Source organism: Klebsiella sp. BIGb0407 (assembly GCF_024807845.1).
Classification (GTDB): domain Bacteria; phylum Pseudomonadota; class Gammaproteobacteria; order Enterobacterales; family Enterobacteriaceae; genus JGM124.
Genome location: NZ_JANUEQ010000010.1, coordinates 43659 through 69645, shown reverse-complemented (window position 1 = coordinate 69645; position 25987 = coordinate 43659). Strand labels below are relative to the sequence as shown.

The window sequence follows — 25987 nt, the reverse complement described above, 5'->3', positions numbered from 1 at the left end:
ATTAGGCCTCCGGCATCCGGTAAACGATGGCGTTGATAATCGCAGCGGCGACGTTACTGCCCCCTTTGCGTCCGAGCGCCGCGATACAGGGCAGCTCACTTCTTGCAAGGGCATCTTTGGACTCTGCCGCACCGACAAAACCGACCGGAACGCCGATAACCGCAACCGGTTTTTCACTGTGTTCTAACAGGCGGAAGAGGGCCGTCGGGGCATTGCCGAAGACAAAAATCTTCTCTCCGGGTTCCTGCATCGCGATGTCCACGGCCGCCATGGATCGCGTTATTTGTTGTGCTTTGGCGGCTTCAACCACCCGCGGGTCGCTGATATAGCAGCGGCACTCTGAGCCATATTTCGCCAGGCGGGTTTTGTTAATTCCGGAGAGTGCCATGGTGGTATCGGTATAGAGGGTGCAGCCACGCAGAATGCCATCGCGCAGGCTTTCAATGACATGGTCAGAAAAATGCAGAATATCCAGCCAGTCAAAATCAGCCGTCGTGTGGATAGCGCGTTTGATAATGGCCGCATGATCCTCACTGGCGAAACGATATTCCGGCCTTGTCTCACGGATAATGTCATCGATAATCAGAAAGCTATTTTTTTCGATTTCCTGCGGTTGTTGTAGATAACTCATCATTTTCCCTTACTCTATCCCTGCATCAGCAGATAAATGGCAGCAAATAGCACCAGGGCTGCTAAAGAGGTCACCCACATCAGCCGTATGGTGCTGAGAATGTCCTCAGCCTGGATGTCACGGGTATCGTCACCGAGCCATGGTTTATCCACTAACTGTCCGAAATAGGTATTCGGCCCGCCCAGACGTACGCCGAGCGCCCCGGCAACCGTCGATTCAGACCAGCCACTGTTGGGGCTGCGGTGGTTAGCGTGGTCACGTAACCCAATATGGAAAGCCGCCCGATAACGGTATTTCAGAACCCAGGCGGCGAAGGTGAATAGCAGCCAGCTGAGACGGGCCGGAATATAGTTGGCAACATCATCCGCCCGGGCCGAGAACATGCCGATATCGCCGTACTTGTCATTTTTATAGCCGACCATAGAGTCCAGGGTATTCACGGCTTTATAGGCCATCGCCAGCGGGGCACCGCCGAGTAATAAAAAGAACAGGGGAGCAATGACGCCATCGACGGTATTTTCTGCGACAGTTTCCGTTACCGCGCGGGTGATTTGTGGCGGGGTCAGTTCCCGGGTATCACGCCCGACTATCCAGGATAATTTTTCCCGACTCTCTATCAGGTCACCCGCTTTCAGCGCGTGATACACCCGCATCGCCGCATCCTGTAAACAGCGGGTAGCAAGCGTGGTATAGGTCATCCAGATAACAAGAATCCAGCCGAGAGGGGTTGCAAGATAAAAAGCCAGCGCCAGCAGGGCGTAACTGATAAGCCAGGTCCCCCCGACCACCACTATCCACAGCACCATTCCGCCCAGACGTAGCGCGGTTCTGCTCTGACAGTGGCGACGAATAACGGTTTCGGTTTTACGAATAGCATGGCCAATCCAGCGAATGGGATGTGGCCAGTGCTCCGGGTCACCGAGGCGCCAGTCAAGCAGGAATGCGATAAACCAGCTGAGTAGCGTCATAACACACTCCGGGCCAGCGCAAACCAGTTATCCAGTAACCCGGGGCGCTGGGCAAAATGCACATGCAAATAACTGGCAAAGGTATTACCGAGCTGATAGCCACCGCTCCAGCGTTTCAGGATTTTACCGTCGCGTTGTTTCGTAAACTCAAAAGCGGGTGCCAGGTGAGTGGAAAAGTCAGAATAGTGGAACTCATGCCCACGCAGAGATTCACCCGCTTTGACCAGCGTCGTATCGGTCAGAGCGGTACCTTCGCAGTAACCAAAACGCTTCAGGCGGTTACCCATAGTGCTGTGGCCGGCAATAATACCGGTCATCGGAAATGTATTGCCGTTACTATCAGTCAGGGTTTCACCGAGATACATCAGCCCACCGCACTCGGCATAAACAGGGATACCACGTTGATGCGCCGCCAGCAGTGCTTCCCGCATGGAGACATTGGCCGCCAGCTTTTCTGCATACACTTCCGGGTAACCGCCGCCGATATAAATCATGTGGCAGGGATCGGGCAGTGCACTGTCATTTAGCGGACTGAAGGTGACAATTTTTGCGCCACTCTCGCACAGTAAATCGAGGTTATCGGGGTAATAGAAGTTAAATGCGGCATCATCCGCCACCGCGACGGTCAGGCCATATCCTGCATTGTGCGTGGCTAATGCCAGCGGGGTATTATCTGGTGGTGCCTGCCAGTTTGTCAGGGCAAGCAGCTTATCCACCTCGATGGTTTTTTCAATCTGGTCGGCCAGGCGCTGCCAGCGTTCTGCCTGTAGCCCTTGTTCCTGCGGTGGGACAAGCCCCAGATGGCGGGAGGGGAGTTGAATATCGTCCATGACCGGCAAATATCCGAGTACCGGAATATGGCAGTAGTGTTCAATCGCCTGTTTCAGTAACTGGAAATGGCTCTCACTGTTAACGCGGTTAACCAGCACGCCGGCGATATTCAGTGTCGGATCAAAGTGCTGGAACCCCATTACTGTCGCGGCAATAGAGGTGGAAACCGCTTTACCGTCGACCAGCATAATCACCGGGCAGTTGAGCTGCTTTGCCATCGCGGCGGTACTACAGTAGTGAGGATCGGTGCCGAAACCGTCATACAACCCCATCACCCCTTCAATCACGGCGATATCTTTGTCCTGCATATAGCGGCAGAACTGTGAGTGGATAACAGGCTCTGGCAGCATAAAGGCGTCCAGATTACGGGAAGGAACAGCCGTGACAGCGGTATGCCAGCTGCTGTCGAGGTAATCCGGGCCGACTTTACAGGGCTGAACCCGCAGTCCGCGTGCACTCAGTGCCCGCATGATCCCAAGGGAAAGGGTTGTTTTACCACAACCACTGCTGGTCCCTGCTATCATGAAAACCTGTTTTTGTGCCTTATTCATACGCTACCTTGGACAGAATATTTTTGCCAAAAAATTCCTGCAGACAGGAAAGAAAAGAATCAAAAGTTAACCAGCTGCTGGTCTTTTAATCATTATAAATAATAATGAGCATGACTGGTCGTGGCGTTAAAATATAATTATCATTTATTTAACATTGCCGATTTTTGATATACTGTGTTTTTTTAGGCTATATAAAATCGACTTCAATAAACCACAAAACCCGGTCTTTATATATCAGCTTATTGCAGTTTGTGAGTTTCTTCACATAAACACTTTGTGTGTGATCAAAATAAATAATTATATTTCGATAAATATGAATGAGTGTTAATTGAATGGTTTTATTTATTACTGCTTGTTAATAGCGCTTTAAATAATAATTACCATTATGTTGTTATTATTGGTGTTGTTTAGTGGTTTAAATGTGAAAGTATATTGTTTTCAATGTGTTGAATTTTCATTGCTTTGGCCTCGTATATCATATTTTTTATTTGATGAGTCTGTTTTTAATATCTTATTTTGATATTTTAATCTGCCTTAACTCAATAATTCAAAATATTGAACTGAACGGTTTTTATTGCATATTTATTGTGAATAGATCAAAGAATAAAGGTTCCGACTAATTAACACTGCCGCTTATCTACAACACATCATTAATAAATGTATTTTTTATCGCCACCTGATGTCGCATATCACTAATAAAGTGAAGTGCTTTTTTCATGTGCTTTAATCTGATTGATAAGGCAATAAAATGAGCAAAGGTAAAGTATGGCTGGTCGGAGCGGGTCCCGGAGATGCATCATTAATTACGGTGAAGGGGCTTCACTGTATACGCTATGCCCAGGTACTGGTACATGACCGTCTTGTTAATCCCGAACTGATAGCCTGTGCGCCAGCAGAATGCACAATCATTAATGTCGGAAAAACGCCAAATCACCATCCGGTCGCACAGGAAGAGATTAATGCCATCCTGGTGAAATATGCCGCGGCAGGTAACAATGTGGTGCGTCTGAAAGGTGGTGATCCTTATGTTTTCGGCCGTGGCGGAGAAGAAGCTGAATTTCTGGCGCAGCATGGCCTGGATTTTGAGGTTGTTCCGGGGATCAGCTCTTCAATCGGCGGGCTGGCCTACGCGGGGATCCCGGTTACCCACCGCGATTACGCCTCAAGCTTCCATGTCGTTACCGGCCATATGTGCCAGGGTAACGAGCCCCAGAACTGGAGTGCGCTCGCCGCGCTTCAGGGGACACTGGTTATTTTGATGGGCATGACCCGGCTGGCCGAAATCAGCCAGCTTTTGATAAGTTACGGTAAATCACCTGATACGCCAGCAGCAGTGGTGATGTATGCCAGCCAGCAGCGTCAGCAGGTGGCGGTGGCGACGCTTGCGACATTACAGGAAGAGGCGACCAGGCGTAAATTGCATGCTCCGGCTTTGATTGTGGTCGGGGATGTCGTGAACTTGCATCAGGTCCTGGCCTTTGCAGCGACGCAGATTGATATCACTCAGGAGACGCTATTAGATACCGCATCCTGGTCAACTCCTTAAAATAATGAACGTCCGGTTGCACAGTCCGGATGATTAAAAAGGTATTTCAATGGCTGAGGCATATTGTCCGGCGTCCTGTGGAGAGCTGCTGCAGGGCTGGATCCTTGGAGGCGAAAAACTGGTTTCCTGTCCTATCAACTGGTACAGCTTTGTCTCTGTTGAAGAGGGAGCGCCATTGAAGCTGGAACGGCCTCGTATGCGGCAGATGTTAGAGAGGGTGCTTGAGCATCTGGATATTGCGCCAGATGCTACCCGTATTTTACGGATTGAATACCAGTCGACCATCCCGGTAGGTAAAGGGCTTGCCAGCAGCACGGCGGATATTGCCGCCGTCGCCCAGGCTACCGCGCGCTTTTACGGTCATGAATTATCACCAGACACGTTGTCGAAGCTGTGCGTGACGGTGGAGCCGACAGATAGCACGCTTTTTCCCTCTCTGACGCTGTTTGACCATCAGACGGCACAGACACAGATAGCACTCGACTGGTCGCCAGAGCTGCAGCTGCTAATACTGGAAAGTCCGGATGTGATACTGACGGAAGATTTTCATAAACGCGATCGTCGTGGCGCACTGCTGGCACGGGAATCCGTGCTTGCTGAGGCCTGGCGGCTGCTTAACGCTGCCTGTGAACAGCGGGATCCAGGGCTTCTGGGCGAAGCCGCCACGCTAAGTACCCTCGCCAGCCAGGATTTGCTACCCAAACCCGGCTTTCGTGAACTCTCTGCTCTGGTGGAGAAGGGCGCTATTTATGGCCTGAATGTTGCGCACAGCGGTAGCGTGGTCGGGCTTATCTATGATGAGCGATTGCACGATAAAGCGTTTATTTATCACTGGCTCCAAAAGTATCGGCTAGGGCAATTTTATCCTCAGGTACATGAGGTCTGTATGACCAGAGGGGGGGTTCGCTAACCAGCCGGAACTTACGCCGATTTTCCCGCCTTTACTGAAGAGGGCACCCTGCTATCAGCAAAAGGAAATTTTGACTAAGTGGCGATTTTTGTAAGATTTCTGTGTGGCATACAGGGAATATAAATCATCGTTTCTTCAGGGATGAATAACATGACAAGAGCGCTGGCCTGCCTGGGTGACAAAACCCGCTACGGGGAAATTATTACAGCCACAGCGAGCTGGTTTGAAGAGCATAAACCCATTGCCCGCACTGGTGACAAGGCATCTTGCAGTCAATGCAAAGGGTACTTTGAGATCCTCGCTTCAGCACAGGACTGGCTGGAAGAAGGGAAAGCCTATGCTGCAACCGGTGACAGGGTGCTATGCCGTTGCCCCGATCATTATATCTATGGGTCTGCTACGCAATTTATCCGTACAGGATTGGGCTCCCTTACCTCCCGCAATACCCGTCAGTCATCTGTGCCCGCACAACAGGGGGAAGATGCCAGTCCCCGGAACAGTATTCGGTTCCAGTGTATCGGTGATGATGGCCAGCTGCTGATTCATTGTCGCTATACCCTGATATTTCCGGACGACCGTTCTGAAGCTGGGATCACTGATGGCCAAGGGATGACTGCGTGGCATTTAGCTGAATCAGCTGAAGATATTAACCTGCATATGTTAACGGATTAATTATGGCTATTTATCATCTCAGCACTCGTATTAATTCGAATGTTCCGGTGAGTGCCTTGCGCTATGATTTGATTATTTATAGAATGGATTCTAATCGAATTAAATATACTCTGGTGGATGTTAAACAGCAGTCATTTCAGGAAAACTATGAAACACAGAGTCATATGACCGAAAATATTAATGAGTCACTCACGACCATTTATATTATGGAGGTAATGCTTTACCGGAAAACAATGTTACATATGCGCCCTGTTACTCCAGTACCTTTCACTAAAATGTACACTCTGGAAGAGTTTGCGTCGGGTAAAGCCTGGTCTGCAATTAAACGAGAAAACCCCTGCTATTTTGAATCAACAGGAACAATGAAACCTGTGAGCCAGGGAGGCGAAACCAAACAAATCAGAATTACTATCCCGGAGCGGGCATTTATTGCAAAGAAATATCCTGTTGGAACACCACTGGATCCGTTTGAGAAAAAAAGAATCGAAGTTGATATCGAAGACCGCTTTTATCATCGTTCTTACCCTACTCAAAATAATGCCAGTGTATGCGGCTCTGCGGCATTTTTTTACTGTCTGCAAATAGACCGTCCTGATATATATGCCCAGGCTGCAAGGGAGCTGTGGCGCTACGGTAAAACAAAAATTGGTGGGCTTAAGATAGAACCGAGTGAGGGATGTCGTCATCCATATGGTGAATTCCATGGTTCTGATATAAAAACCATTTCGGGTCTTGACTGGATGACTCTGGCAGGGCTGAGGGATTCAGAAAATATGCTATTCAGTTTTGATGGCCTTGATTCTCCCGTTGCAGGGGTAACAATGTGGCAGACACTGGCTGGGTGGTTTGAAAAAGCCGGTTATGAAAAAATATTCAGTAATGTAGGGCCTTTTCAGGCAGGTATTCAAGGGATAAATGATTTAAATGAGTATATCTACAAAGGTTATAAAGTTGTCACCCTTATTAATGATAGTTTATTGAATGGGAGTTCATCGGAAAAAATGACAGTGCCCACACACTGGATTGTATGGGGTGGTCCTGTAACGCAAGATGTTAATGGAGCTGTACATCTGAAATTATTTTCATGGGGAAAAGCGGAAAACCAAATAAAATATTTTTCGGATATGTCATTTTTTATTAAACGATTTTTCGGAGGTATGGTTTTTAAACCATTAAGATAAATGAAAATCATACGGATACTTATTATTTTTGGGGTGTTTTTTATTTCAGCATGTAGCTTGCTCAGTCCGAAGGCAGAGTATATTCCAGAAAGTAGCAAATTAAAGTCAGCTTCACTAGGGATTCCTTATATGACTAAAATAGATATTATTGGGGGAGCAGTCATGGGAGGGTGGTATGATCAACAACCCGATTATAAGGCTGGCACTGTTACACCATCTGATGCAGGTATTTCCCTACGAAATTGCTTATTACCTGAGGACAGTACAGACAAGACAATGCTTTCTAAAAAACCGCGCTATAATGGAAATTGCGTTGAGGTTTATGGAACGCCTACCAGACCAGGGGTGATAAAAATAAAGATAGCAGGAGGGATGTATGGGCATATGTTTGCCCCTTGCAGTTATTTCAGTAAAGATTATACATTGACCGTTATTGAACCATAAGCCTGATATTCCCTTGTAAGGGGTTTCAAGAGGGCTGTTTAATGAAAATAGAATTTATATATTCACAATGTTCAATATGATATTCAGGGATGATTGGGAATGGAGCTCCTATGTTTAAATCTTGTACCCTGGTACTGGCGGCATTAATAGCATTTTGTACCCTGGCACACGCGAACATGCGTGCGCCGATGCGCATTGAGTATGCTCCTTCTTTTTCTTTGAACGCTCCGAAAGCCAGCCAGCTTATTGTAGAGAAAGAAAAGCTGAATATCGATTGCGGCTACCAGTATTGTGAAGTGCAGGCAGTTTACTTTATCCGTTCAGAGATATCGGAAGAACTGGCATTTGAGTTTATTCTGCCAAAAAATACGCCTGTTGAGGCGAGAGTGACGGGAACCCTGCGGCCGACCAGGGTGACACAGGATGAATCACAAACCTGGACATTGCCTGAATGGCGCTCACGGCATCTGCCGCTTTATCAGGCGGCATTTAGCGGGAACATCAGGGCTGGCATGAATATTATTAATATTAAATATCGCCAGCCGTTAACCATTCTGGAAAGAAGCTATGGTTATTTTACTGACGGTCGCTTCATTGAACAATTTACCTATCAACTGGGGCCGCTAAAAGAGTGGACGCTTGCTGATGATTTTTCACTGCAAGTGAGGCTATCCTCGTTACGTAAACGTCCGGAACGTGATGGTGGCTGGAGTCTTATAAGATCTCGATCCGTCACTTGCTTTACGGCCGATCGGATTCGGGAAAATGACAGCGATCATCTGAATCTGATGCTGACCTTCGGGAAAAACTTTCCGGATACGCTGGTGTGCCAGGCAGGAGACCGCGATCTACTGGATAGCACATACTAGCCGCCAGACCGAAATTTCGCTTCCGTTCTCTTGATCTGTTTTTTTGAACTGGATCACTCACCCCCTGTAATCCTCCCTGGAAAACCCTCCGCGGGATGAGTTCATAGCCCCGGAATACGCGCAAACTGAGTAAAATACCCTTCACAGGACTCCGGAATGAAACTCACTGTGCTTGCGTCATTACTCTTGCCCGGAATGGCTTTTGCCAGCTGGACCAGCGCTGATTTCCCTGCCTTTACTGAACAAGGTACTGGCCGATTTAGCAGTCAAAATGAGGTAACAAAGGGCACGCATCCGCTACGCATTCATTCAGATCAGCAGTGCTGGCAGCCCGCAGATACGATAAAACTTAACCAGGTTCTCTCTATGGAACCCTGTCGCGATGCCGAGCCACAATGGCGAGTATTCCGCGATGGTCGCTATATTCTGGAGATTGATACCCGTTCGGGAACACCGACTCTGATGGTCTCTCTGGAAGATAAACCGGCTGCAGCGGCTGCCCTACAGCTGAAACAGTGTCCGAAATGGGATGGCAAACCGCTGACAATTGACGTCAGCCAGTCTTTTGCCGAAGGCGACAAAATCCGCGATTTTTACAGCGGTAATATTGCCAGCGTAAGCGGTGGAAAAATTACTCTACAACCAGCGCCTGACAGTAATGGTCTGCTGTTACTTGAACACGCTGAAACTGAAAATAGTGCGCCGTTTAACTGGCATAATGCCACGGTCTATTTTGTTCTGACAGACCGTTATGTTAATGGAAACCCGGACAACGACCATAGCTATGGCCGCCAGAAAGACGGTATGCAGGAAATCGGTACCTTCCATGGCGGTGATTTGCAGGGCTTAACCAGCAAGCTGGATTATCTGCAACAGCTTGGCGTTAATGCCCTGTGGATTAGTTCCCCGCTGGAACAAATTCATGGCTGGATTGGCGGTGGCACTCAAGGCGATTTTCCGCATTACGGTTATCACGGCTATTACACCCAGGACTGGACCAGGCTTGATGCAAATATGGGGACCACGGACGACTTACGTCGTCTGGTCGATGAGGCGCATAAACGTGGTATCCGTATTCTGTTTGATGTGGTGATGAACCATACCGGCTATGCAACCTTGGCGGATATGCAGGAGTTTCAGTTTGGTGCGCTGTACATTCAGGGTGAAGAGCTGAAAAAAACGCTCGGCGAACGCTGGACAGACTGGAGGCCTGGCAAGGGGCAGAGCTGGCACGGCTTTAACGACTATATTAACTTCAATGATAAAGCCGGATGGGAAAAGTGGTGGGGTAAAAAATGGATCCGCACCGATATTGGTGACTACAACAGCCCGGGTTTTGACGATTTAACCATGTCCCTGGCTTTTTTGCCGGATCTGAAAACGGAATCCACCGAGCCGTCCGGTCTGCCCAATTTCTATCAATATAAGCCGGATACCCAGGCAAAAGAGATTCCCGGTTATACCCCGCGTGATTATCTGACTCACTGGCTCAGCCAGTGGGTTCGCGAGTACGGTATTGATGGTTTTCGCGTTGATACAGCCAAACATGTCGAACAAGCCGCCTGGCAGCAGTTAAAAACCCAGGCAACAGAAGCATTGGAGCAGTGGAAAAAAGCAAATCCGGATAAAGCGCTGGATAACGCACCTTTCTGGATGACGGGGGAGGCCTGGGGTCACGGCGTGATGCAGAGCACTTACTATCAACACGGCTTTGATGCGATGCTGAATTTTGATTACCAGGATCAGGCGGCAAAAGCGGCAGATTGCCTGTCCGATATGGATCTGACCTGGCAACAAATGGCGGAAAAATTGCAGGATTTTAACGTCCTGAGTTATCTATCCTCACATGACACCAGTTTATTCCGGGAGGCTGATAGTACGGCGGCAGAGCTATTGCTGCTGGCGCCAGGCGCGGTGCAAATATTTTACGGGGATGAATCTTCCCGGCCATTCGGCCCGACGGGATCCGATCCCTTACAGGGAACGCGTTCGGATATGAACTGGCAGGATGTCAGCGGTAAAGCAGCGAGCCGCGTTGCCCACTGGCAGAAACTGGGTCAGTTTCGCGCCCGACATCCGGCAATAGGTATGGGTAAACAAACTCAGCTATCGCTGTCAGAAGGCTATGGTTTTATCCGCGAAACGGATAATGACACAGTGATGGTGGTATGGGCTGGCCAGTAGTCATTGTCTGATAACAAGCTCCCTGGTGATTCGGGGAGCATAAACCACTCGGTGATAATCAAGCCTCTTTTTTTAATTATAAAAGTGAGCATGAATTATCATTTTATATCCGTCACTCAACTTAGTTTTCTGTCTATTTTTGTACCTTCCTCACTGTTATGAAAAACACTTCTCTTTTCCGTAAGAGAATATCGTTTAAATCAAAAAGTAATCAATTTATGCCTCCTATAGTGAATTTTTTGTGAGCCAGAACGACGGTTTTTTTAAAACTCTAAAAGGGGCTAGTTATGGATTTTATTATCCAGCTTATTGTGGTGTTGATCTGTCTGTTTTACGGTGCAAGGAAAGGAGGTATAGCATTAGGATTATTAGGAGGGGTAGGCTTAATTATACTGGTTTTTGTTTTTCATCTCGCCCCGGGTAAACCACCGGTCGATGTTATGCTGGTTATTATTGCCGTTGTTGCGGCCTCTGCGACATTACAGGCTTCCGGCGGGCTGGATGTTATGCTCCAGATAGCAGAACGACTGCTGAGGCGTAACCCGAAATATGTTTCAATTGTTGCACCCTTTGTTACCTGCCTGCTAACAATTCTGTGCGGTACCGGGCATGTTGTCTATACCATATTGCCTATTATTTATGATGTTGCGATTAAAAATAATATCCGTCCTGAAAGGCCGATGGCAGCCAGTACTATTGGTTCCCAGATGGGAATTATCGCCAGTCCGGTCTCTGTCGCGGTAGTATCGTTAGTGGCCATGCTTGGCGATGTGACATTAAACGGAAAGCATCTTGGGTTTGTTGATTTACTGGCAATTACCATTCCGTCGACGCTTATCGGAATATTATGTATAGGAATATTCAGCTGGTATCGCGGCAAAGATTTAGATAAAGACCCGGACTTTCAGGATTTTATTTCAAAACCTGAAAACAAAGAATATGTATACGGTGATACCGTCACTCTGCTGGATAAGAAATTACCTCGTAGCAACTGGGTAGCCATGTGGATATTTTTAGCCTCCATTGTTGTAGTGGCATTACTGGGCGCATTTCCTGAATTACGGCCGGTGTTAGACGGAAAAGCGTTATCAATGGTATTGGTGATTCAGATATTTATGCTATTTGCCGGTGCGCTAATTATTATATTTACCAATACTAAGCCAACTGATATTTCAAAAAACGAAGTATTCCGTTCCGGGATGATTGCGATTGTCGCGGTCTACGGTATCGCATGGATGGCAGAAACCATGTTTGGTGCGCATCTGGGCGAGATAAAGTCGGTATTAGGCACTCTGGTGACTGAATATCCCTGGGCATACGCGATAGTTTTATTGCTGGTCTCTAAATTTGTTAACTCCCAGGCAGCTGCACTGGCCGCAATCGTCCCTGTTGCACTGGCAATTGGCGTAAACCCGGCTTATATCGTTGCCTCTGCCCCTGCCTGCTATGGCTATTATATCCTTCCCACTTACCCGAGTGACCTTGCCGCTATCCAGTTTGACCGCTCCGGCACCACTAAAATCGGGCGCTTTGTGATTAACCACAGCTTTATTGCCCCGGGACTGATCGGGGTCGGGGTTTCCTGCGTGTTTGGCTGGGTTTTCTCTGCGATGTACGGATTCTTGTAGCTTTGATGTGATGTTTCATCGGCATGGCGTGGTTTAACCCGCGCCATGGCTAAACGAGGGAGTATTATTCAGCAGGCTGCGGATTATAGTGGGCAGCTAATTCTGGTGGCGATAAATCAGGGTGCTCCTGCAAGATGGGTTCAATGCCGCGAAACAGGATCTCGGCCATCATATATGCAGTGGCTTTTCTGGTGCTGTTGAATTCTTCGGGAGAAAGTTTGTCTTTTAGCTCAGCCAGATTGCTGTTCATTAACTCGCTGATTTCAAATTGTTTATTCAAAAAATATTTGGCGATGTCTTTATCTTTAATCATTGAATATTCTCAATATTATAGGTTGTTAAACAGGTCAGATAATTGTCTGAGCAGATCTTATTGAACGGAAAGTTTCATCAGTATGCAGCAGGCCCGTTGGAAGCCGCTACTGATACTTTTATTGTGAATAAGCTCATACTTTAAAACATCTTCTCTTGCTCTCTGCATTCTGTTTCCTCTATTTTTACCCCCATCTTATGATAACGATTCCATAAAAGAGCATGGCAACCATAAAAGACGTTGCACAGAAAGCGGGATTATCCGTTACCACGGTATCGCGTTTTCTTAATAATCATCCCTATATTACTGATGATAAAAAAGAAAAAATCCTGTCGGCGATGAAAGAGCTGGATTACCAGCCAAGCACCGTCGCCCAGCAGATGCGTGGTGTAAAAAGTCAGCGTATTGGGGTCTTGATTTCAAGAATAACCAACCCCTTTTTCGCCTGCCTGGTCGACGCGCTTGAAGTGACCGCCCGGCAGAATGGTTATTCGGTGCTGATTATTCAGAATCATAACAGCCCGGGCGAAGAGAAGAATGGCCTTGATTTGCTGAAGAAAAAGATTATTGATGGCCTGATCCTCTGCGCCGCTGAAAGTGACAGCCCGGAAATCGAAGCCTATCAAAAATACGGCCCGATCCTGCTGTGTAATACCAGCATTGAAGCCTCGAACCTGCCAGTGGTGCGGGTTGACGATCAAAGCGCAACCTATAACGCAATTCGTTATTTGATAGCGAAAGGTCATCGCCACATCGCCTATTCAACCGGCGGCAGCTTTCAGAAAAAAGGGCACGGTAGTCGCAGAAATAATGGTTTTCTGATGGCGTTAAACGAAGCGGGTTTAACGGTTAATGAGCAATGGATTTTTCGTGATAAGCATACTTATCAGGATGGCCAGGATATAGCCCGGCAACTGCTGGATATCGCACCGCAACAGCGCCCGGATGCCATATTTGCCGGGAGCGATGAAGTGGCCTGTGGCGTACTTTTTACCCTGACCGCAAAGGGAATTCGCGTGCCGGAAGATATCGCCATTATTGGCTTTGATAACCTCCCGGTGGCCGAGATGATCAATATTCCGTTGACTACGGTAAGTCAGCCCATTGATGAGTTAGGCAGAGTCTCGGCTGAGTATTTAATTGCCCTGATTAACGGCCAGAATTATCAGTATGATGCTACCGCACTCAAGTCAGAACTGGTGGTTCGTCAGTCGGCATAATTTTTTTACATTCATATGGTATCGATTTCATACGGTTTGAAATCAGAATCATCACCAGGTTGTCAGCAAAATTTTTTTAAATCGATATGGTATCGATTTCATATTCAGGAGGTGTTATGTCCGTTCCGGCACAAGCCAGCCAGCACAGCTGGTGGAAAGAAGCGGTGATTTATCAGGTCTATCCGAAGAGTTTTTATGACAGCAATAACGATGGCGTGGGGGATATTCAGGGTATTATTGCCAAATTACCCTATTTACAACAACTGGGGATTACCCTGATTTGGATTTCCCCGTTTTATAAATCGCCGATGGCGGACAATGGTTATGATATTGCCGATTATTACGCGGTCAATGCGGACTTTGGCAGTATGCAGGATATCGACGAGCTTATCCGCCAGGCTCGCGATCGCGGGATCCAGTTGATGATTGACCTGGTCGTTAACCATACTAGCGATGAACATCAGTGGTTCCAGGACGCACTTGCCGATCCTGATTCAAAATTTCGCGATTACTATATCTTCAGACCGGCTTGTGGTGATGCGCCGCCGAATAACTGGCGATCGATTTTTGGCGGTAGTGCGTGGGAAAAAGTCCCTGATGAAGATAACTATTATCTGCACACTTTCCATCCAAAACAGCCGGATTTGAACTGGGAGAACCCGGTATTACGGGAAGAAATCTATACCATGATCAACTGGTGGCTGATTAAAGGAATCGCCGGATTCAGGGTGGATGCCATCACCTTTATTAAAAAAGACAGTGACTATAGCTCTCTGCCTGCTGATGGCGCGGACGGGCTGGTATCGATTAAAGCGAAGTCGCGCAATCGTCCTGGTATTGATATTTTCTTGAATGAATTGAAAGAAAAAACGTTTCGGCGTTTTGCCTGCATTACCGTTGGAGAGGCAGCCGGTGTCTCGCCGAACGAATACGCCAGCTATATCGGGCCAAAGGGCTATTTCGATATGATCTTCGATTTTCATGCTGCGGATATTGATGTGGAAAATGGCTCTGAGTGGTTCCGCCGCCGCAACTGGACAGTGAAAGAGTTTAAAGAACAGCTGTTTGCCAGCCAACTGGGTTTTATTCAGACTGGCTGGGGGACAACTTTTATTGAAAATCACGATCAACCCCGCGCACTATCAAAACTGATCCCTGACCGCGACTTCCAGAATGCTATCGGGGCTAAAGCGCTGGCGGCGATGTACTTCTTTATGTATGGCACCCCGTTTATTTATCAGGGCCAGGAACTTGGTATGGCCAACTTCAAACGTTCAAGTATTGAGCAGTTCGATGATATTTCCAGTATTGATAATTATCATCGTGCTATTGCGGAAGGGTTTTCACCTGATGAATCGCTGGAGTTTGTTAATCAGCGCTCAAGGGATAATTCACGAACCCCTTTCCCTTGGTCCAATACCGTTAATGGTGGATTTAATCAGGGCAGTAAACCCTGGCTTGCTTTTTCCACTGAAGAATTCACTCTCAACGCGGAGGATCAGCTACAGCAAAAGGATTCCGTGTTTCATTTCTATAAACGCATGATTGAGCTACGCAATCATGAATTCCCGGAGACCTTAATTTATGGGAATTTTATCCCGCTAGAAAATGTCGCCGATGATATTGTCGCTTATGAAAGGAGCTCCGCCCACCAGCGTTTTATTTCTATCACCAATATGAGCAGCCACCCTCAGAATTATCCTCTTCCCGAAGGTGAAGTCTTACTGAATAACTATGACAGCCTCGATACCTGTCTGAAACCTTACCAAACCATTCTTATTAAAGAGTGAATCATCATGACAAAATATAAAGATATTGCCGTTGAGATAGTCGATACCATTGGTATTGATAATATTATTTCGGCAACACATTGTGCAACTCGGTTACGATTACAGGTCAAAGATCGTCAGCGTATTGATGATGAAAAAATGCGTAATATTAAAGAAGTAAAAGGCGTATTTTTTAATGCGGGCCAGTATCAGGTGATCCTCGGGACGGGGATCGTCAATAAAGTTTACAGCGAGTTTATGGCGGCCTTTAACGTCAGTGAAGTCAGCAAAGATGAAATGAACCAGCAGAGCGGCAATAAACTACAGCGCGGAATTCGTACATTATCCGATATTTTTGTGCCAATTGTTCCGATTCTTGGGGCTACCGGGCTGTTTCTTGGCCTCAAAGGGGTGCTCTTTAATGATACTGTGATGGCTTATTTTGGCAGTAGCGTTACCGATATACCGCAATACCTGAAGACGCTGGCTACCGTGCTATGTGACACCGCCTTTGCATTTTTAGCGGCATTTATCTGCTGGTCAGCATTTAAGAAGTTTGGCGGAACGCCAATAGTTGGGTTTCTGATTGGCCTGATGCTGGTTTCTCCGGCGCTGCCCAATGCCTATGATGTCGCCTACGGCAATGCCAGTCCTATCTACATTGCCGGGTTTATTCCGTTAGTGGGTTATCAGGGCTCGATTCTGACAGCGCTGATCACCGGGATAATCGGCGCGAAAATGGAGATAGTTTTTCGCCGAATTATGCCTGCAGCGATGGATCTGATCTTCACGCCTTTTGTCGTTATTTTGCTGTCAGTCGCGATAGCTTTGCTGGTGTTAGGCCCATTAGTCCATGGTTTTGAATATTATGCGATTAAGGCTATCCAGCACTTTCTTGAGTTGCCGGCCGGTATTGGTGGCTTGCTGATTGGCTTTATCTATCCGATTGCCGTTATGACGGGTATGCATCATATGTTTATTATGATTGAAACCTCGCTGATGGCCGGAACCGGTTTTAACCCCTTAATTACCGTCTGTGCCATGTATGGTTTCTCGAACGCGGCGGTTTGTCTGGCGATTTCCCTTAAATCCAAAAATCCGGCATTTAAAACCTCAGGCGTATCCGCCACCGCCACGCAATTACTGGGGGTTTCAGAGCCCGCTCTGTTTGGTATTGTGCTGCGTTCCGGTACCTGGGCAATAGGTATTATGTTGGCAGGTGCTGCATTAGGCGGCATGGTGCTATCACTTTTATCTATTAAAGCTAACTCGTACGGGCTGGCAGTACTATTATCACCATTAATGTATATCTATGAGCGTTATCAGGTACTCACTTATATTGGTGTCGGGCTATCAGTATTTATTTTCTCTTTTGTTTTAACTTATTTATTTGTCAGGGTGAATAAATAATCACGTCTTAATGAATAATATAAAATTAAACACGATATTTAATAAATAAATTCTTTTCGATAAATGATGATATGCGCAACGATGCGTAGGGCTGCTTGCTGTCTTCGTAGCGGTGGTCTATTTATGGGGTCCTTATGAAAATTAATCATTTTGCTATGAGTGCATTACTCTTGCCCTTAACGGCACAGAGTGCCGATATTACGCTCAGTGAAATTAATGCCCGACTGGAAAAACTGGAACAAGAATTACACCAGTCTCGTTCTCAATTAGCCAAAGCGGAACAAAAAATAGATATTGCAGAAAAACGTGCGCTTGCTGCTGAAAATAATGCCGCAAAAATTCAGGCAGCAACACAGTCAGACATTGCTCTGAGTAAAATGCCGGCATTTAGCAAACAGACACCTGCCGGGGAAAGAACAGAACTCAAATTTGGCGGTTATGCTCGAACCGGTATTCTCACAGGTAAACAGGGAACCACCAGTACAGTCGGCCCGTCTATGACCCCTGCGGGTAGTACGGGTGGTAGCGTCGGGCGACTGGGTAATGAAGCCGATACCTACGTCACGGCTGATATCAGTTATTTACACCAGTATGAAAATGATTCCAAACTGCGTTATTACATGAAAATTGCCGAGTGGGACAAAACCTATAATACCGACAGTTCATTTAACGGCCAGATGAATCTGCGTCAGGCATTTGTTGAAATGAGCGATATGCCAGAATTCACCGGGCCTTTTCAGAAAGCCACTTTATGGGCAGGAAAGCGGGAAGACAGGGATAACTTTGATATCCACTGGCTTGATTCCGACATGATGAATCTGGTGGGGACTGGCGCTGGGGTATATGACGTTAATTTCTGGGGGGATCTGAAAACTAACCTGGGGGTATATGGGCGTAACTTCAATGATATTAAGTCGATGGAGAATGTTGAATACAACAATATGACCGGGGCGGATAACACCTTTATTCAGAACTATACCTTCTCTGTGAATAACCGCCTGGGGCCGTGGCAGTGGATGGTTAATGGCCTGTTCTCTAAAGATAACGATCTGCGGATTAACGACGGGCTCGCAACGGACAAAGCGGCATCCAGCGGCGTGAATACGATGCTGGGTTATCATGGAGAGAGTTTTTACGGTCTCGGAACCGGTTCATCTAAAACCGTGCTGCTTTATGGTAAAGGTCTGGGAGCGGAAGTGCGCGGTCCGGGTTCTGATGGTTATCTGATAGATGATGCCTGGACGGTAAAATTTGCCTCTTATGGGATAGTCCCTCTGAGCGACAAGTTTAGCTGGGCACCGCTGCTGGTGGCACAAACCAGTAATAATCGCTATCTCAATAATGACAGGTATAACTGGATAACCTTTAACTCACGCTTCATTCAGGAAATTAACCAAAACTTTGCCCTGCAATATGAAACCAGTTATCAGTATATGGATATTAATCCCCAGGGCTTTAATGGTAACAAAGCGGTTAACGGCAGCTATGCCAAGCTAACGTTTGCTCCCACCTTTAAGATGCAAAATGTGACAGATTTCTTTGAACGTCCGGAAATTCGATTTTTTGTCACTTATATGAACTGGAATAAGGCGCTGGATAACTTCTCTGCCACCGATACCATGGGCAGTGCGGGCTATAACAGCGGAGGAATCTTTGTGTTTGGTGCTCAACTGGAAACCTGGTTCTGATCCCATTCTGTCATAAATAATCCGGGTGAATGATTTCACCCGGAAAGACTTCAGAGCAAATTTATATTTACCCACTGAGAATACCCCTCCTTAATAAATGGTAATGATTATCATTTACATAAATAAAAACCTCCGTATGATGAATTCCTGAGTTTTGTTCTGACCCACAATTTACCCGCAGCCAGACAAACTTGTACGGCAACCCTGTATTTAAATTGCAGGAATATTAAAGGTATTTGAAAAGGAGAGCTTTGATGACGTCGAAAAACGCCGCTGACCCGGCTAAGAAATCCCCGGGTGTCGGATTGCTTCGTCCGGTACGCGGCTGGATTACGCTTGCAGCGTTATTCCAGGCCGGTTCCGCCATTCTGGTACTGGCTCCGTTACTTGGCGTGACAGAACTGGCACGAGTACTAATGAGTACTCACCCAGAACGAGCAGCCGAGGCCTGGTATATTGTCAAAGTTTCGGCGTTTTGTTTGGGAGGGGGGTTAGCACTACGTGGGTTTGCTGAGCTGATCTCCCATGTTGCTGAAAATGCGTTCTCTTTATGGCTGCGTCGACAGTTAGCTTACAGAATGGCACATGCACCACTGAGTTGGTTTAGTGCGAATAGCAGCGGAAAAATTAAGCAAAGCATGCAGGACGATGTCACTGCCATTCATCACTTGGTTGCGCATTCGTGGTTAAACCTGACCGGTGCGGTGACGACGATTCTTTTTGTCTATGGCTATCTGTTCTTCATTAGCTGGCAAATGACCCTTGTTGCATTAATTCCTTTTCCTTTTTTCTTCCTGCTTTATCGAAATGTAATGCGCGCCAGTCAGGCGAAAATGGCTGACTATGGTCGGGAGTTAGAGCAGGTAAACCAGTCAGTCGTGGAGTTTGTTCAGGGAATTCCAGTGGTGAAAACGTTCGGTCAGCACGGCGTTGCTCATCAGGCCTATCGCCAGGCAGTTGATAGCTTTCGTGACTTCTTCCTTGACTGGGTTCGGCCGCTGATTAAACCAGAAAGCCTCTCAGGTGTGGTAATCGCCCCCGTGACTTTGTTATTGCTGGTCCTGGTCAGTGGCGTCGGTTTTATGTATTTGGGCTGGCTGGATATCTGGCAATTGCTGCCATTTGCGGTTCTGGGGTTAGGCGTTTCAGTCCCTATTGGTACCTTAAGTCATAGTGCGCAATCTTTGCAGATGTCAAAAGGGGCTTTTAACCGGCTGGCAGAATTACTGGCTATACCTCAGCAAACCGAGCCTGAAAAAGGGCTTATCAACGTGAATAATCAAGTCTGTTTTGATTGCGTCAGTTTTAGTTATGGAACGGATCGCCGCATTCTCAATGAGGTGTCTCTGACACTGGAACCGCGGACGGTAACGGCCGTAGTTGGTGCATCAGGTGCAGGAAAATCGACGCTGGCAAAACTGCTCCTGCGGTTTGCCCGGCCAGATAGTGGCAGGATTACCCTGGGGGGGATTGATATCTCCGATATGACTACTGAACACCTTTATCAGCAGATTGGCTGTGTATTCCAGGATGTGCGGCTATTGCGGTTAAGTATTCATGACAATATTGCACTCGGAAACTCACTGGCAACCGAGGAGCAAGTCATGGCTGCGGCGCAGGCTGCCAATATTCATCAGCGTATTATGCAGCTGCCACGGGGCTATCAGTCAGTTTTTGGTGAAGATGCACTGCTTTCTGGCGGCGAAGCTCAACGACTCAGTATTGCCAGAGCATTACTTAAAGACTCGCAACTGCTGGTACTTGATGAAGCAACGGCGCAGGCAGATGCCGAATCAGAAGCTGCTATTCAGGATACTCTGGCGAAATTAATTGCCCGTCGTGGCAATCGTTCATTGCTGGTGATAGCCCATCGTCTGTCCACCATTGTCCATGCCGATAATATCGTCGTGATGGCGAATGGATATATTGTGGAGCAGGGAACCCATAACGCGCTACTGGCCAGTAAGGGAGAATATGCGCGTTTATGGCAGGCTCAATTTTCAGAGGCTCAGGAGGAAATATGCTACTGACTCGTCTTTCATTATTACTGGGTACGGAGAACCGCAAAATACTGAAACGCTACCTGGTATTAATGTGTTTATTCTGTCTGGTGCAGGGGGTTACCTTTGCGATGGTGGTTCCTGTTATTCGGGCATTATTACTGGGGAAAGTGGCCCTGGCCGCTCTTTGGTTAATTCCTTTAATCCTGGGAACATTGCTCACCTGGTATCTTAATTATGTGGTCTCTATGGGGGGCTTTAAGGTTGCGATTACTTTACTCAATACTTTACGCCACCGAATTGGCGACCACGTTGTCACCCTGCCACTGGGCTGGTTTACCCCGGCAAATACCAGCAGGCTAGGGGGGCTACTGAGCCAGGGAGTAATGGAAATTCTCGGGCTTCCGGCACATCAGTTAACGCCATTAATGCGCGCGATACTGACACCTCTGGTTGTTGTGAGTGCAACCTTGTTCTTTGACTGGCGCATTGCATTAATTACGCTGATTATTTTCCCTCTGGTCGCATTGGTTTACTGGTGGGCAGGTAAGCTGGGACGAACGGCCGATGAGGCGGTGCATCAGGCGACGGCGGAAGCCAGCGATCGTATGGTTGAATTTGCCCAAAACCAAATGGTATTGCGTACTCATGGATGTGGAGAGCAAGGGCATGTCAATTTTGATGCTGCACTGGTGGCACAGAACCGGGCCAGTAAACGCCAGCTCTGGCTGGTATTGCCGCCGCTGCTGGCGAATTCATGGGTGACACAATTGAGTTTCCTGATGCTGATGGCGAGTGTGACTTACCTGGGGCTCAATGATAACGACCCCCAGCAGCTCGTGACTTTACTGGCATTACTGGTTTTGATGAATCGCGTGATGGATCCACTAACGGAAGTCGCAGCCTATGCTTCAGGGATTCGTATGGCTTCAGCGCAAATGGATGCGGTTGAACGCGTGCTGGATGAACAACCTCTGCCGCAGCCAGAAAATCCGCAACCATACAGCGGTGAGGCAAGCATTGAACTGCATAACGTGACCTTTGGTTATCAGCCTGAACAACCGATCATTAAGAATATTTCTTTCACCTTACCGGCAAACACCACCACCGCACTGGTGGGGCTTTCTGGTTCGGGTAAAACCACGCTAATGCGATTGATTGCCCGCTTCTTCGATCCTGATAGTGGCAGTATCTCTCTGGGAGGCACCGACCTGTGCCAGTTAAGCAGCCGTGACCATATGGCGCTTATTGCCCCGGTCTTTCAGGATAACTACCTGTTCAGTGGCACCTTGCGAGAAAATGTATTGATTGGTCGTCCCGATGCGAATGCTGAGGATATCCTGCGGGTGGTTGAACTGGCTCGTCTGGACGAATTACTACAACGTTTACCTGACGGCTGGCAGAGTCAGGTGGGAGAGGGTGGAGGCTTACTTTCCGGCGGTGAACGTCAGCGAGTTGCCATTGCCCGTGCCTTGTTAAAAAATGCGCCCATTTTACTGCTGGATGAGGCAACAGGATCACTTGATGCAGATAACCAGGCTGCGATCACCGCCGGACTCAAGTCATTGACTCATCGCTGTACATTACTGGTTATCGCACATCAACTTTCTACTATCCGGAATGCAGACCAAATCTTAGTGCTTGACCAGCAACAAATCATTGAGCGCGGAAGTCATCAGCAATTACTGGCAGCAGGTGGCCGATACGCAGATTTCTGGCATGCGCGTAATCATGCGGAAGGCTGGCGAGCTTATCAACCCGAAGATATTTAAATTATATCTAACCTGACTTAGCCCCTGAAGAGTGTCTTTCACATTGATGGGGCATGAACAATAAGGAGAACATTGCTATCTATACCTGGCATATTACCTTGCCATAAAAGAAGCTTCCGATAGTTGTCGATTTAGTCGGTTAATGGTGGTTTTTTAATCCACATTATTAATAATGCCAGTATTATTCTATATTTATATAAATACTCACCACTACAGTTCGGGGAAATATTAATTTATGTGTTCATTAAATTTATCACCATGAAACCTAATCATAAATCTCATGCTATAAAATTAGCTAGTTGTTCTCTCCTATTATAATGGAAGTTAACGTTTTACTGTATATTATTATTTATCAATACATGTTGTTTTTTTTACACATTGTCATCTATTTATATAAAAAGAAATAACAGGTTGTATTTTAAATGCCCGGTGTTGCTTTCTAATTAAATCTATAGCCGTAAATATGCAAGAAACATACTACTTATTAAGCTATTTGTTTTTTGCTTAATAACGAATAATGAGGGAGTGGAACAGACATGGATTTATTATTATGGATGATATTTATACTTACAACGATAAAGGGTTATTGCAGAGTGAATATCAATATTTGATTTATTGTGATGTGCTTGCCTCTAATGATTTTGTCCAGACGGATCCCATTATTTTTTTAAATGCTATTGATCTATTTGATGCAACGAAAAGTATTACCATGGATTCCTTTTTCTCTTATCGTATCCGTTGGGCTCTAACTGATAAGCCTGGTGAGCGCAACGGGACACCCGGATGAGGACGAGTAAATAACCGGATGAAAAAATAGCCAGTGTTTTTAGTATTACAGAAACGCGCGTGAACCAGTTACATCCTCAGGCTGTCAAAAGACTCCGTTTGTGATTGGTTTTATTGTAAGTACATGTAACTCAGTTACATAGTGGAGTGTTGAAATAGTTAGTATATTATTGTTTTTTATTTAACCGGTTGAAATTATAATTTAATTTTTTAATTATATTTTTCATAATATTATCATTTAATATGTTTTTTATGATTTTATTATCATAGGTTGGTGTTGATTATTATCTCTAAATACACTTAATTTATTTCATAGAATGAAAAATATTAACTCATTTTAAATTTGCCGTTTTCAAATATTTATGGAGGAGGAGCTTGCACCCGAATAATAAAATAATAATAATTAAAAGGCATTTTAAGTACTGTGGTGTTTAATTGAGAAGACCCTTCAAATGGTCTGTTCTATCTTGAATAAAGCACTCTGGTTAACCATAATTACTGAGATAAAGATGAGTCAAATGGAAACTATCGATTATAACGAACAGCTTCAGAGTATACATAATGTCAATCTTTCATATCTGTTGCTAGCGCAACGATTAATACGAGAGAATAAATTTCTGGCAACCTTCAGGTTAGGTTTAAATGATGAAACCATAGATATATTAAAAGATTTATCTTTACAACAACTGATCAAACTTTCTTCTACCGGACAGCTGATTAGTCGTCTCAGGCTGGACAATGAAGATGTGATTGAATGTTTGACTAAAGACTCACGTATTGATGCTCTTCAGCGTATACATACTGGTATTATTTTATCGACTGAATTACTTGATTCTCTGAAAGATAAAAATCCTTCAATTGCTTAACAGGAGAGAATGATGACAAATAAAAGCATTCTCAAAGAAATCACTGAAGTGCATATCGCAATGGAATTGATATCTTTTGGGGCACGCATGCAGGTATTGGAAAGTGAAACCAGTTTGAGCCGCCGCCGATTATTAAGATTATATAAAGAGCTTAAAGGTTGCTCACCACCAAAGGGGTTATTACCTTTTTCGCCTGACTGGTTTATGACATGGGAACAGAACGTTCATGCCTCGATGTTTTATAACATATTTCTATTTTTTCATAAAACCCAGACCAGGAGAACGATTGAACATACATTGATGGCATATAAACTTTATCTTGAACAATGCATCAGTTACTCAGCAGAAAAACCGGTGCTCGGATTGACACGGGCATGGACATTGATTCGTTTTATTGAATGCGGCATGATTGAACATACTAAATGTTGTACTTGTGGTGGCGTATTTGTTGTCACGCCAACCCATATTAATTATAAACAGTTTACTTGTCGATTATGTTGTATTCCTTCACGGGCGATTAAAAAGAATCACTACAGTAATCATTTCTCAATTTGTCATAGAGCAAGTAATTAATCAGTGATAGAGCTTATTTTGTCTTAATTAGTTATTAATGGCAACATTAATGCCTTCTTAATGGAGGCGCTAATGTATTAATAATTATCATTATAAACTATGGTGATGTTATTTATGAGTAATACTGATGATGGGGTTTATAATCGATATTATTTTTTATGGAATACTGATTTTGGTGAGTAACCAAAAAACTGATTAAATGCTACGCTGAAATTATTGGGATGACGGTATCCAACATTCCAGGCTGTTTGTGCCACTTGATAGCCAGATTCCAGTAATAAATGCGCTTTTCGCATGCGCATTTCTAATAACATTTTATGTGGTGTGGAGTTAAAAAGATAACGGAATCCCTCCTTGAGTTTGCTTTTGCTGATGCCAATAGCGGTGCAAAGGGACTCTTCCGTTATCGGTTCTGCAATATTTTTTTGCATCATATCTTGTACTTGTTCTAACTGTCTGACTTCATCAGGAGACAGTTTTTGCTTGCTGCTCGTGTCTGGCGGTAATAAAGATTCGAGTTGTTCTGATAGCAAACCGAGACTATGCATATGTAAGGCTAATCGGTTTGTTCCAGCTTCATGATGGTTCATATGGCGGGCGAGTACTGATGCATGAGAAAGACTGGTCGGTGAGGTTTTCTGGTGTAGTAGCTGGGTTAACTGGCCATTACCTAATAACAAATGCGCTCGCTCATGACCAACATATTGCTGAAGCAGATTCTCACCAATGATTAAACGTAATTGGGAGGTGGTGCTTGCCGCATGATAATAACGCTGGCCTGCACTATGACGGAACGCGTTGATAGTCGTGTATCCCGCGCTAAAGTTAACCGTAGGTGAGGCCTGAGCAGACTGATAACAGGAGTTACCATGAAGTCCTAACGTTATCACCAGAACATGGTCGTTATGAGGATTATCACCTTGATTAATCGTCAGGTCACAGACCGGGCTGTAATGTAAGTGTACCAGGGTCAGATCAGGGGCAAGAACAATCTGATCAGAATAACAGACACCCAAGTTTTCAATCGGCTGGCTACGAACGGCACCGGTCTGCTCGCTATGATTGAGATGGAAATGTTCTTTACTGAGCTGTTGTTCCTGCTTCAATGAAACCTTCAAGATGCACCGTTTCCCTCGTCCTGACCTTCTGCTGTATCAGTGATTTTTTCAAAAAAA

General features: G+C 45.9%; 22 protein-coding genes. 17 read left to right on the top strand and 5 right to left on the bottom strand.

What is annotated here, in order from left to right:
• Nucleotide 1 precedes the first annotated feature (1 nt).
• The 3 genes from M2387_RS22675 to M2387_RS22665 are packed head-to-tail and all read right to left on the bottom strand — an operon-like array spanning nucleotide 2 to nucleotide 2981.
• A complete protein-coding gene (locus tag M2387_RS22675; protein ID WP_259052956.1) occupies nucleotides 2–631 on the bottom strand; it encodes a cobalt-precorrin-8 methylmutase in 630 nt (209 codons plus the stop codon).
• A 14-nt stretch (nucleotides 632–645) separates the two neighbouring features.
• Nucleotides 646–1599 carry an adenosylcobinamide-phosphate synthase CbiB gene (cbiB, locus tag M2387_RS22670; RefSeq protein ID WP_259052827.1) on the bottom strand — a complete coding sequence of 318 codons (954 nt, stop codon included), beginning with the start codon at nucleotides 1597–1599 and terminating at the stop codon, nucleotides 646–648.
• Complete coding sequence (locus M2387_RS22665; RefSeq protein WP_259052826.1) at nucleotides 1596–2981, bottom strand: cobyrinate a,c-diamide synthase; 1386 nt, start codon at nucleotides 2979–2981, stop codon at nucleotides 1596–1598. The genes cbiB and M2387_RS22665 overlap by 4 nt, the downstream gene beginning before the upstream one ends.
• 748 nt (nucleotides 2982–3729) lie before the next feature.
• On the opposite strand from M2387_RS22665, the gene cobA reads away from it, so the two are divergent.
• The 8 genes from cobA (at nucleotide 3730) to M2387_RS22625 (ending at nucleotide 12415) form a co-directional block, all read left to right on the top strand.
• Entirely contained in the window at nucleotides 3730–4527 is a 798-nt protein-coding gene (cobA, locus tag M2387_RS22660) for a uroporphyrinogen-III C-methyltransferase (RefSeq protein WP_259052825.1), read from the top strand.
• Between the two features lie 49 nt (nucleotides 4528–4576).
• On the top strand, nucleotides 4577–5437 hold the full coding sequence (locus M2387_RS22655; protein ID WP_259052824.1) for a GHMP family kinase ATP-binding protein: 861 nt from the start codon (nucleotides 4577–4579) through the stop codon (nucleotides 5435–5437).
• 150 nt (nucleotides 5438–5587) lie between these two features.
• Nucleotides 5588–6109, top strand: a complete 522-nt coding sequence (locus M2387_RS22650; protein ID WP_259052823.1) for a PAAR domain-containing protein — start codon at nucleotides 5588–5590, stop codon at nucleotides 6107–6109.
• A gap of 2 nt (nucleotides 6110–6111) precedes the next feature.
• Nucleotides 6112–7290: a hypothetical protein gene (locus M2387_RS22645; RefSeq protein WP_259052822.1), complete on the top strand. Its 1179-nt coding sequence runs from the start codon at nucleotides 6112–6114 to the stop codon at nucleotides 7288–7290.
• 129 nt (nucleotides 7291–7419) lie between these two features.
• Nucleotides 7420–7734 carry a hypothetical protein gene (locus M2387_RS22640; RefSeq protein ID WP_259052821.1) on the top strand — a complete coding sequence of 105 codons (315 nt, stop codon included), beginning with the start codon at nucleotides 7420–7422 and terminating at the stop codon, nucleotides 7732–7734.
• 110 nt (nucleotides 7735–7844) lie between these two features.
• Nucleotides 7845–8603 (top strand): hypothetical protein, encoded by a 759-nt coding sequence (locus M2387_RS22635; RefSeq protein ID WP_259052819.1) that lies wholly within the window; start codon nucleotides 7845–7847, stop codon nucleotides 8601–8603.
• A 156-nt stretch (nucleotides 8604–8759) separates the two neighbouring features.
• Complete coding sequence (locus M2387_RS22630) at nucleotides 8760–10787, top strand: alpha-amylase (protein WP_259052818.1); 2028 nt, start codon at nucleotides 8760–8762, stop codon at nucleotides 10785–10787.
• Nucleotides 10788–11074: 287 nt separating this feature from the next.
• Nucleotides 11075–12415 (top strand): anaerobic C4-dicarboxylate transporter, encoded by a 1341-nt coding sequence (locus M2387_RS22625; protein WP_259052817.1) that lies wholly within the window; start codon nucleotides 11075–11077, stop codon nucleotides 12413–12415.
• Nucleotides 12416–12479: 64 nt separating this feature from the next.
• Here M2387_RS22625 and M2387_RS22620 read toward each other — a convergent pair whose 3' ends face one another.
• Nucleotides 12480–12728, bottom strand: coding sequence for a hypothetical protein (locus tag M2387_RS22620; protein ID WP_259052816.1), 249 nt, complete (start codon nucleotides 12726–12728; stop codon nucleotides 12480–12482).
• A gap of 221 nt (nucleotides 12729–12949) precedes the next feature.
• Between M2387_RS22620 and M2387_RS22615 the strand changes: the two genes are divergently transcribed.
• The 9 genes from M2387_RS22615 to flhC all read left to right on the top strand — a co-directional run bounded on the left by M2387_RS22615 (nucleotide 12950) and on the right by flhC (nucleotide 24812).
• Nucleotides 12950–13948 carry a LacI family DNA-binding transcriptional regulator gene (locus M2387_RS22615; RefSeq protein WP_259052815.1) on the top strand — a complete coding sequence of 333 codons (999 nt, stop codon included), beginning with the start codon at nucleotides 12950–12952 and terminating at the stop codon, nucleotides 13946–13948.
• Between the two features lie 116 nt (nucleotides 13949–14064).
• Nucleotides 14065–15738: an alpha-glucosidase gene (locus tag M2387_RS22610; RefSeq protein WP_259052814.1), complete on the top strand. Its 1674-nt coding sequence runs from the start codon at nucleotides 14065–14067 to the stop codon at nucleotides 15736–15738.
• Between the two features lie 6 nt (nucleotides 15739–15744).
• Nucleotides 15745–17127 (top strand): PTS transporter subunit EIIC, encoded by a 1383-nt coding sequence (locus M2387_RS22605; RefSeq protein WP_259052813.1) that lies wholly within the window; start codon nucleotides 15745–15747, stop codon nucleotides 17125–17127.
• A gap of 134 nt (nucleotides 17128–17261) precedes the next feature.
• Complete coding sequence (locus M2387_RS22600; RefSeq protein WP_259052812.1) at nucleotides 17262–18815, top strand: carbohydrate porin; 1554 nt, start codon at nucleotides 17262–17264, stop codon at nucleotides 18813–18815.
• A gap of 254 nt (nucleotides 18816–19069) precedes the next feature.
• The gene (locus tag M2387_RS22595; RefSeq protein ID WP_259052811.1) at nucleotides 19070–20845 is read left to right on the top strand and encodes an ABC transporter ATP-binding protein; all 1776 of its coding nucleotides are present in this window, start codon (nucleotides 19070–19072) and stop codon (nucleotides 20843–20845) included.
• Nucleotides 20836–22587, top strand: coding sequence for an ABC transporter ATP-binding protein (locus tag M2387_RS22590; RefSeq protein WP_259052810.1), 1752 nt, complete (start codon nucleotides 20836–20838; stop codon nucleotides 22585–22587). The genes M2387_RS22595 and M2387_RS22590 overlap by 10 nt, the downstream gene beginning before the upstream one ends.
• Before the next feature lie 550 nt (nucleotides 22588–23137).
• Nucleotides 23138–23374, top strand: a complete 237-nt coding sequence (locus tag M2387_RS22585; protein WP_259052809.1) for a hypothetical protein — start codon at nucleotides 23138–23140, stop codon at nucleotides 23372–23374.
• Nucleotides 23375–23891: 517 nt separating this feature from the next.
• The gene (flhD, locus tag M2387_RS22580; protein WP_259052808.1) at nucleotides 23892–24239 is read left to right on the top strand and encodes a flagellar transcriptional regulator FlhD; all 348 of its coding nucleotides are present in this window, start codon (nucleotides 23892–23894) and stop codon (nucleotides 24237–24239) included.
• Between the two features lie 12 nt (nucleotides 24240–24251).
• Nucleotides 24252–24812 carry a flagellar transcriptional regulator FlhC gene (gene flhC / locus M2387_RS22575; RefSeq protein ID WP_259052955.1) on the top strand — a complete coding sequence of 187 codons (561 nt, stop codon included), beginning with the start codon at nucleotides 24252–24254 and terminating at the stop codon, nucleotides 24810–24812.
• A gap of 149 nt (nucleotides 24813–24961) precedes the next feature.
• Here the strand turns inward: flhC and M2387_RS22570 are convergent, their stop codons facing one another.
• Entirely contained in the window at nucleotides 24962–25930 is a 969-nt protein-coding gene (locus M2387_RS22570) for a helix-turn-helix transcriptional regulator (protein WP_259052807.1), read from the bottom strand.
• Nucleotides 25931–25987 lie beyond the last annotated feature (57 nt).

What these genes read in the sequence shown, in the direction of transcription:
- M2387_RS22675 (WP_259052956.1), bottom strand. Translation starts at nt 631, where the DNA reads ATGAGTTATCTACAACAACCGCAGGAAATCGAAAAAAATAGCTTTCTG.
- cbiB (WP_259052827.1), bottom strand. Translation starts at nt 1,599, where the DNA reads ATGACGCTACTCAGCTGGTTTATCGCATTCCTGCTTGACTGGCGCCTC.
- M2387_RS22665 (WP_259052826.1), bottom strand. Translation starts at nt 2,981, where the DNA reads ATGAATAAGGCACAAAAACAGGTTTTCATGATAGCAGGGACCAGCAGT.
- cobA (WP_259052825.1), top strand. Translation starts at nt 3,730, where the DNA reads ATGAGCAAAGGTAAAGTATGGCTGGTCGGAGCGGGTCCCGGAGATGCA.
- M2387_RS22655 (WP_259052824.1), top strand. Translation starts at nt 4,577, where the DNA reads ATGGCTGAGGCATATTGTCCGGCGTCCTGTGGAGAGCTGCTGCAGGGC.
- M2387_RS22650 (WP_259052823.1), top strand. Translation starts at nt 5,588, where the DNA reads ATGACAAGAGCGCTGGCCTGCCTGGGTGACAAAACCCGCTACGGGGAA.
- M2387_RS22645 (WP_259052822.1), top strand. Translation starts at nt 6,112, where the DNA reads ATGGCTATTTATCATCTCAGCACTCGTATTAATTCGAATGTTCCGGTG.
- M2387_RS22640 (WP_259052821.1), top strand. Translation starts at nt 7,420, where the DNA reads ATGACTAAAATAGATATTATTGGGGGAGCAGTCATGGGAGGGTGGTAT.
- M2387_RS22635 (WP_259052819.1), top strand. Translation starts at nt 7,845, where the DNA reads ATGTTTAAATCTTGTACCCTGGTACTGGCGGCATTAATAGCATTTTGT.
- M2387_RS22630 (WP_259052818.1), top strand. Translation starts at nt 8,760, where the DNA reads ATGAAACTCACTGTGCTTGCGTCATTACTCTTGCCCGGAATGGCTTTT.
- M2387_RS22625 (WP_259052817.1), top strand. Translation starts at nt 11,075, where the DNA reads ATGGATTTTATTATCCAGCTTATTGTGGTGTTGATCTGTCTGTTTTAC.
- M2387_RS22620 (WP_259052816.1), bottom strand. Translation starts at nt 12,728, where the DNA reads ATGATTAAAGATAAAGACATCGCCAAATATTTTTTGAATAAACAATTT.
- M2387_RS22615 (WP_259052815.1), top strand. Translation starts at nt 12,950, where the DNA reads ATGGCAACCATAAAAGACGTTGCACAGAAAGCGGGATTATCCGTTACC.
- M2387_RS22610 (WP_259052814.1), top strand. Translation starts at nt 14,065, where the DNA reads ATGTCCGTTCCGGCACAAGCCAGCCAGCACAGCTGGTGGAAAGAAGCG.
- M2387_RS22605 (WP_259052813.1), top strand. Translation starts at nt 15,745, where the DNA reads ATGACAAAATATAAAGATATTGCCGTTGAGATAGTCGATACCATTGGT.
- M2387_RS22600 (WP_259052812.1), top strand. Translation starts at nt 17,262, where the DNA reads ATGAAAATTAATCATTTTGCTATGAGTGCATTACTCTTGCCCTTAACG.
- M2387_RS22595 (WP_259052811.1), top strand. Translation starts at nt 19,070, where the DNA reads ATGACGTCGAAAAACGCCGCTGACCCGGCTAAGAAATCCCCGGGTGTC.
- M2387_RS22590 (WP_259052810.1), top strand. Translation starts at nt 20,836, where the DNA reads ATGCTACTGACTCGTCTTTCATTATTACTGGGTACGGAGAACCGCAAA.
- M2387_RS22585 (WP_259052809.1), top strand. Translation starts at nt 23,138, where the DNA reads ATGGATGATATTTATACTTACAACGATAAAGGGTTATTGCAGAGTGAA.
- flhD (WP_259052808.1), top strand. Translation starts at nt 23,892, where the DNA reads ATGGAAACTATCGATTATAACGAACAGCTTCAGAGTATACATAATGTC.
- flhC (WP_259052955.1), top strand. Translation starts at nt 24,252, where the DNA reads ATGACAAATAAAAGCATTCTCAAAGAAATCACTGAAGTGCATATCGCA.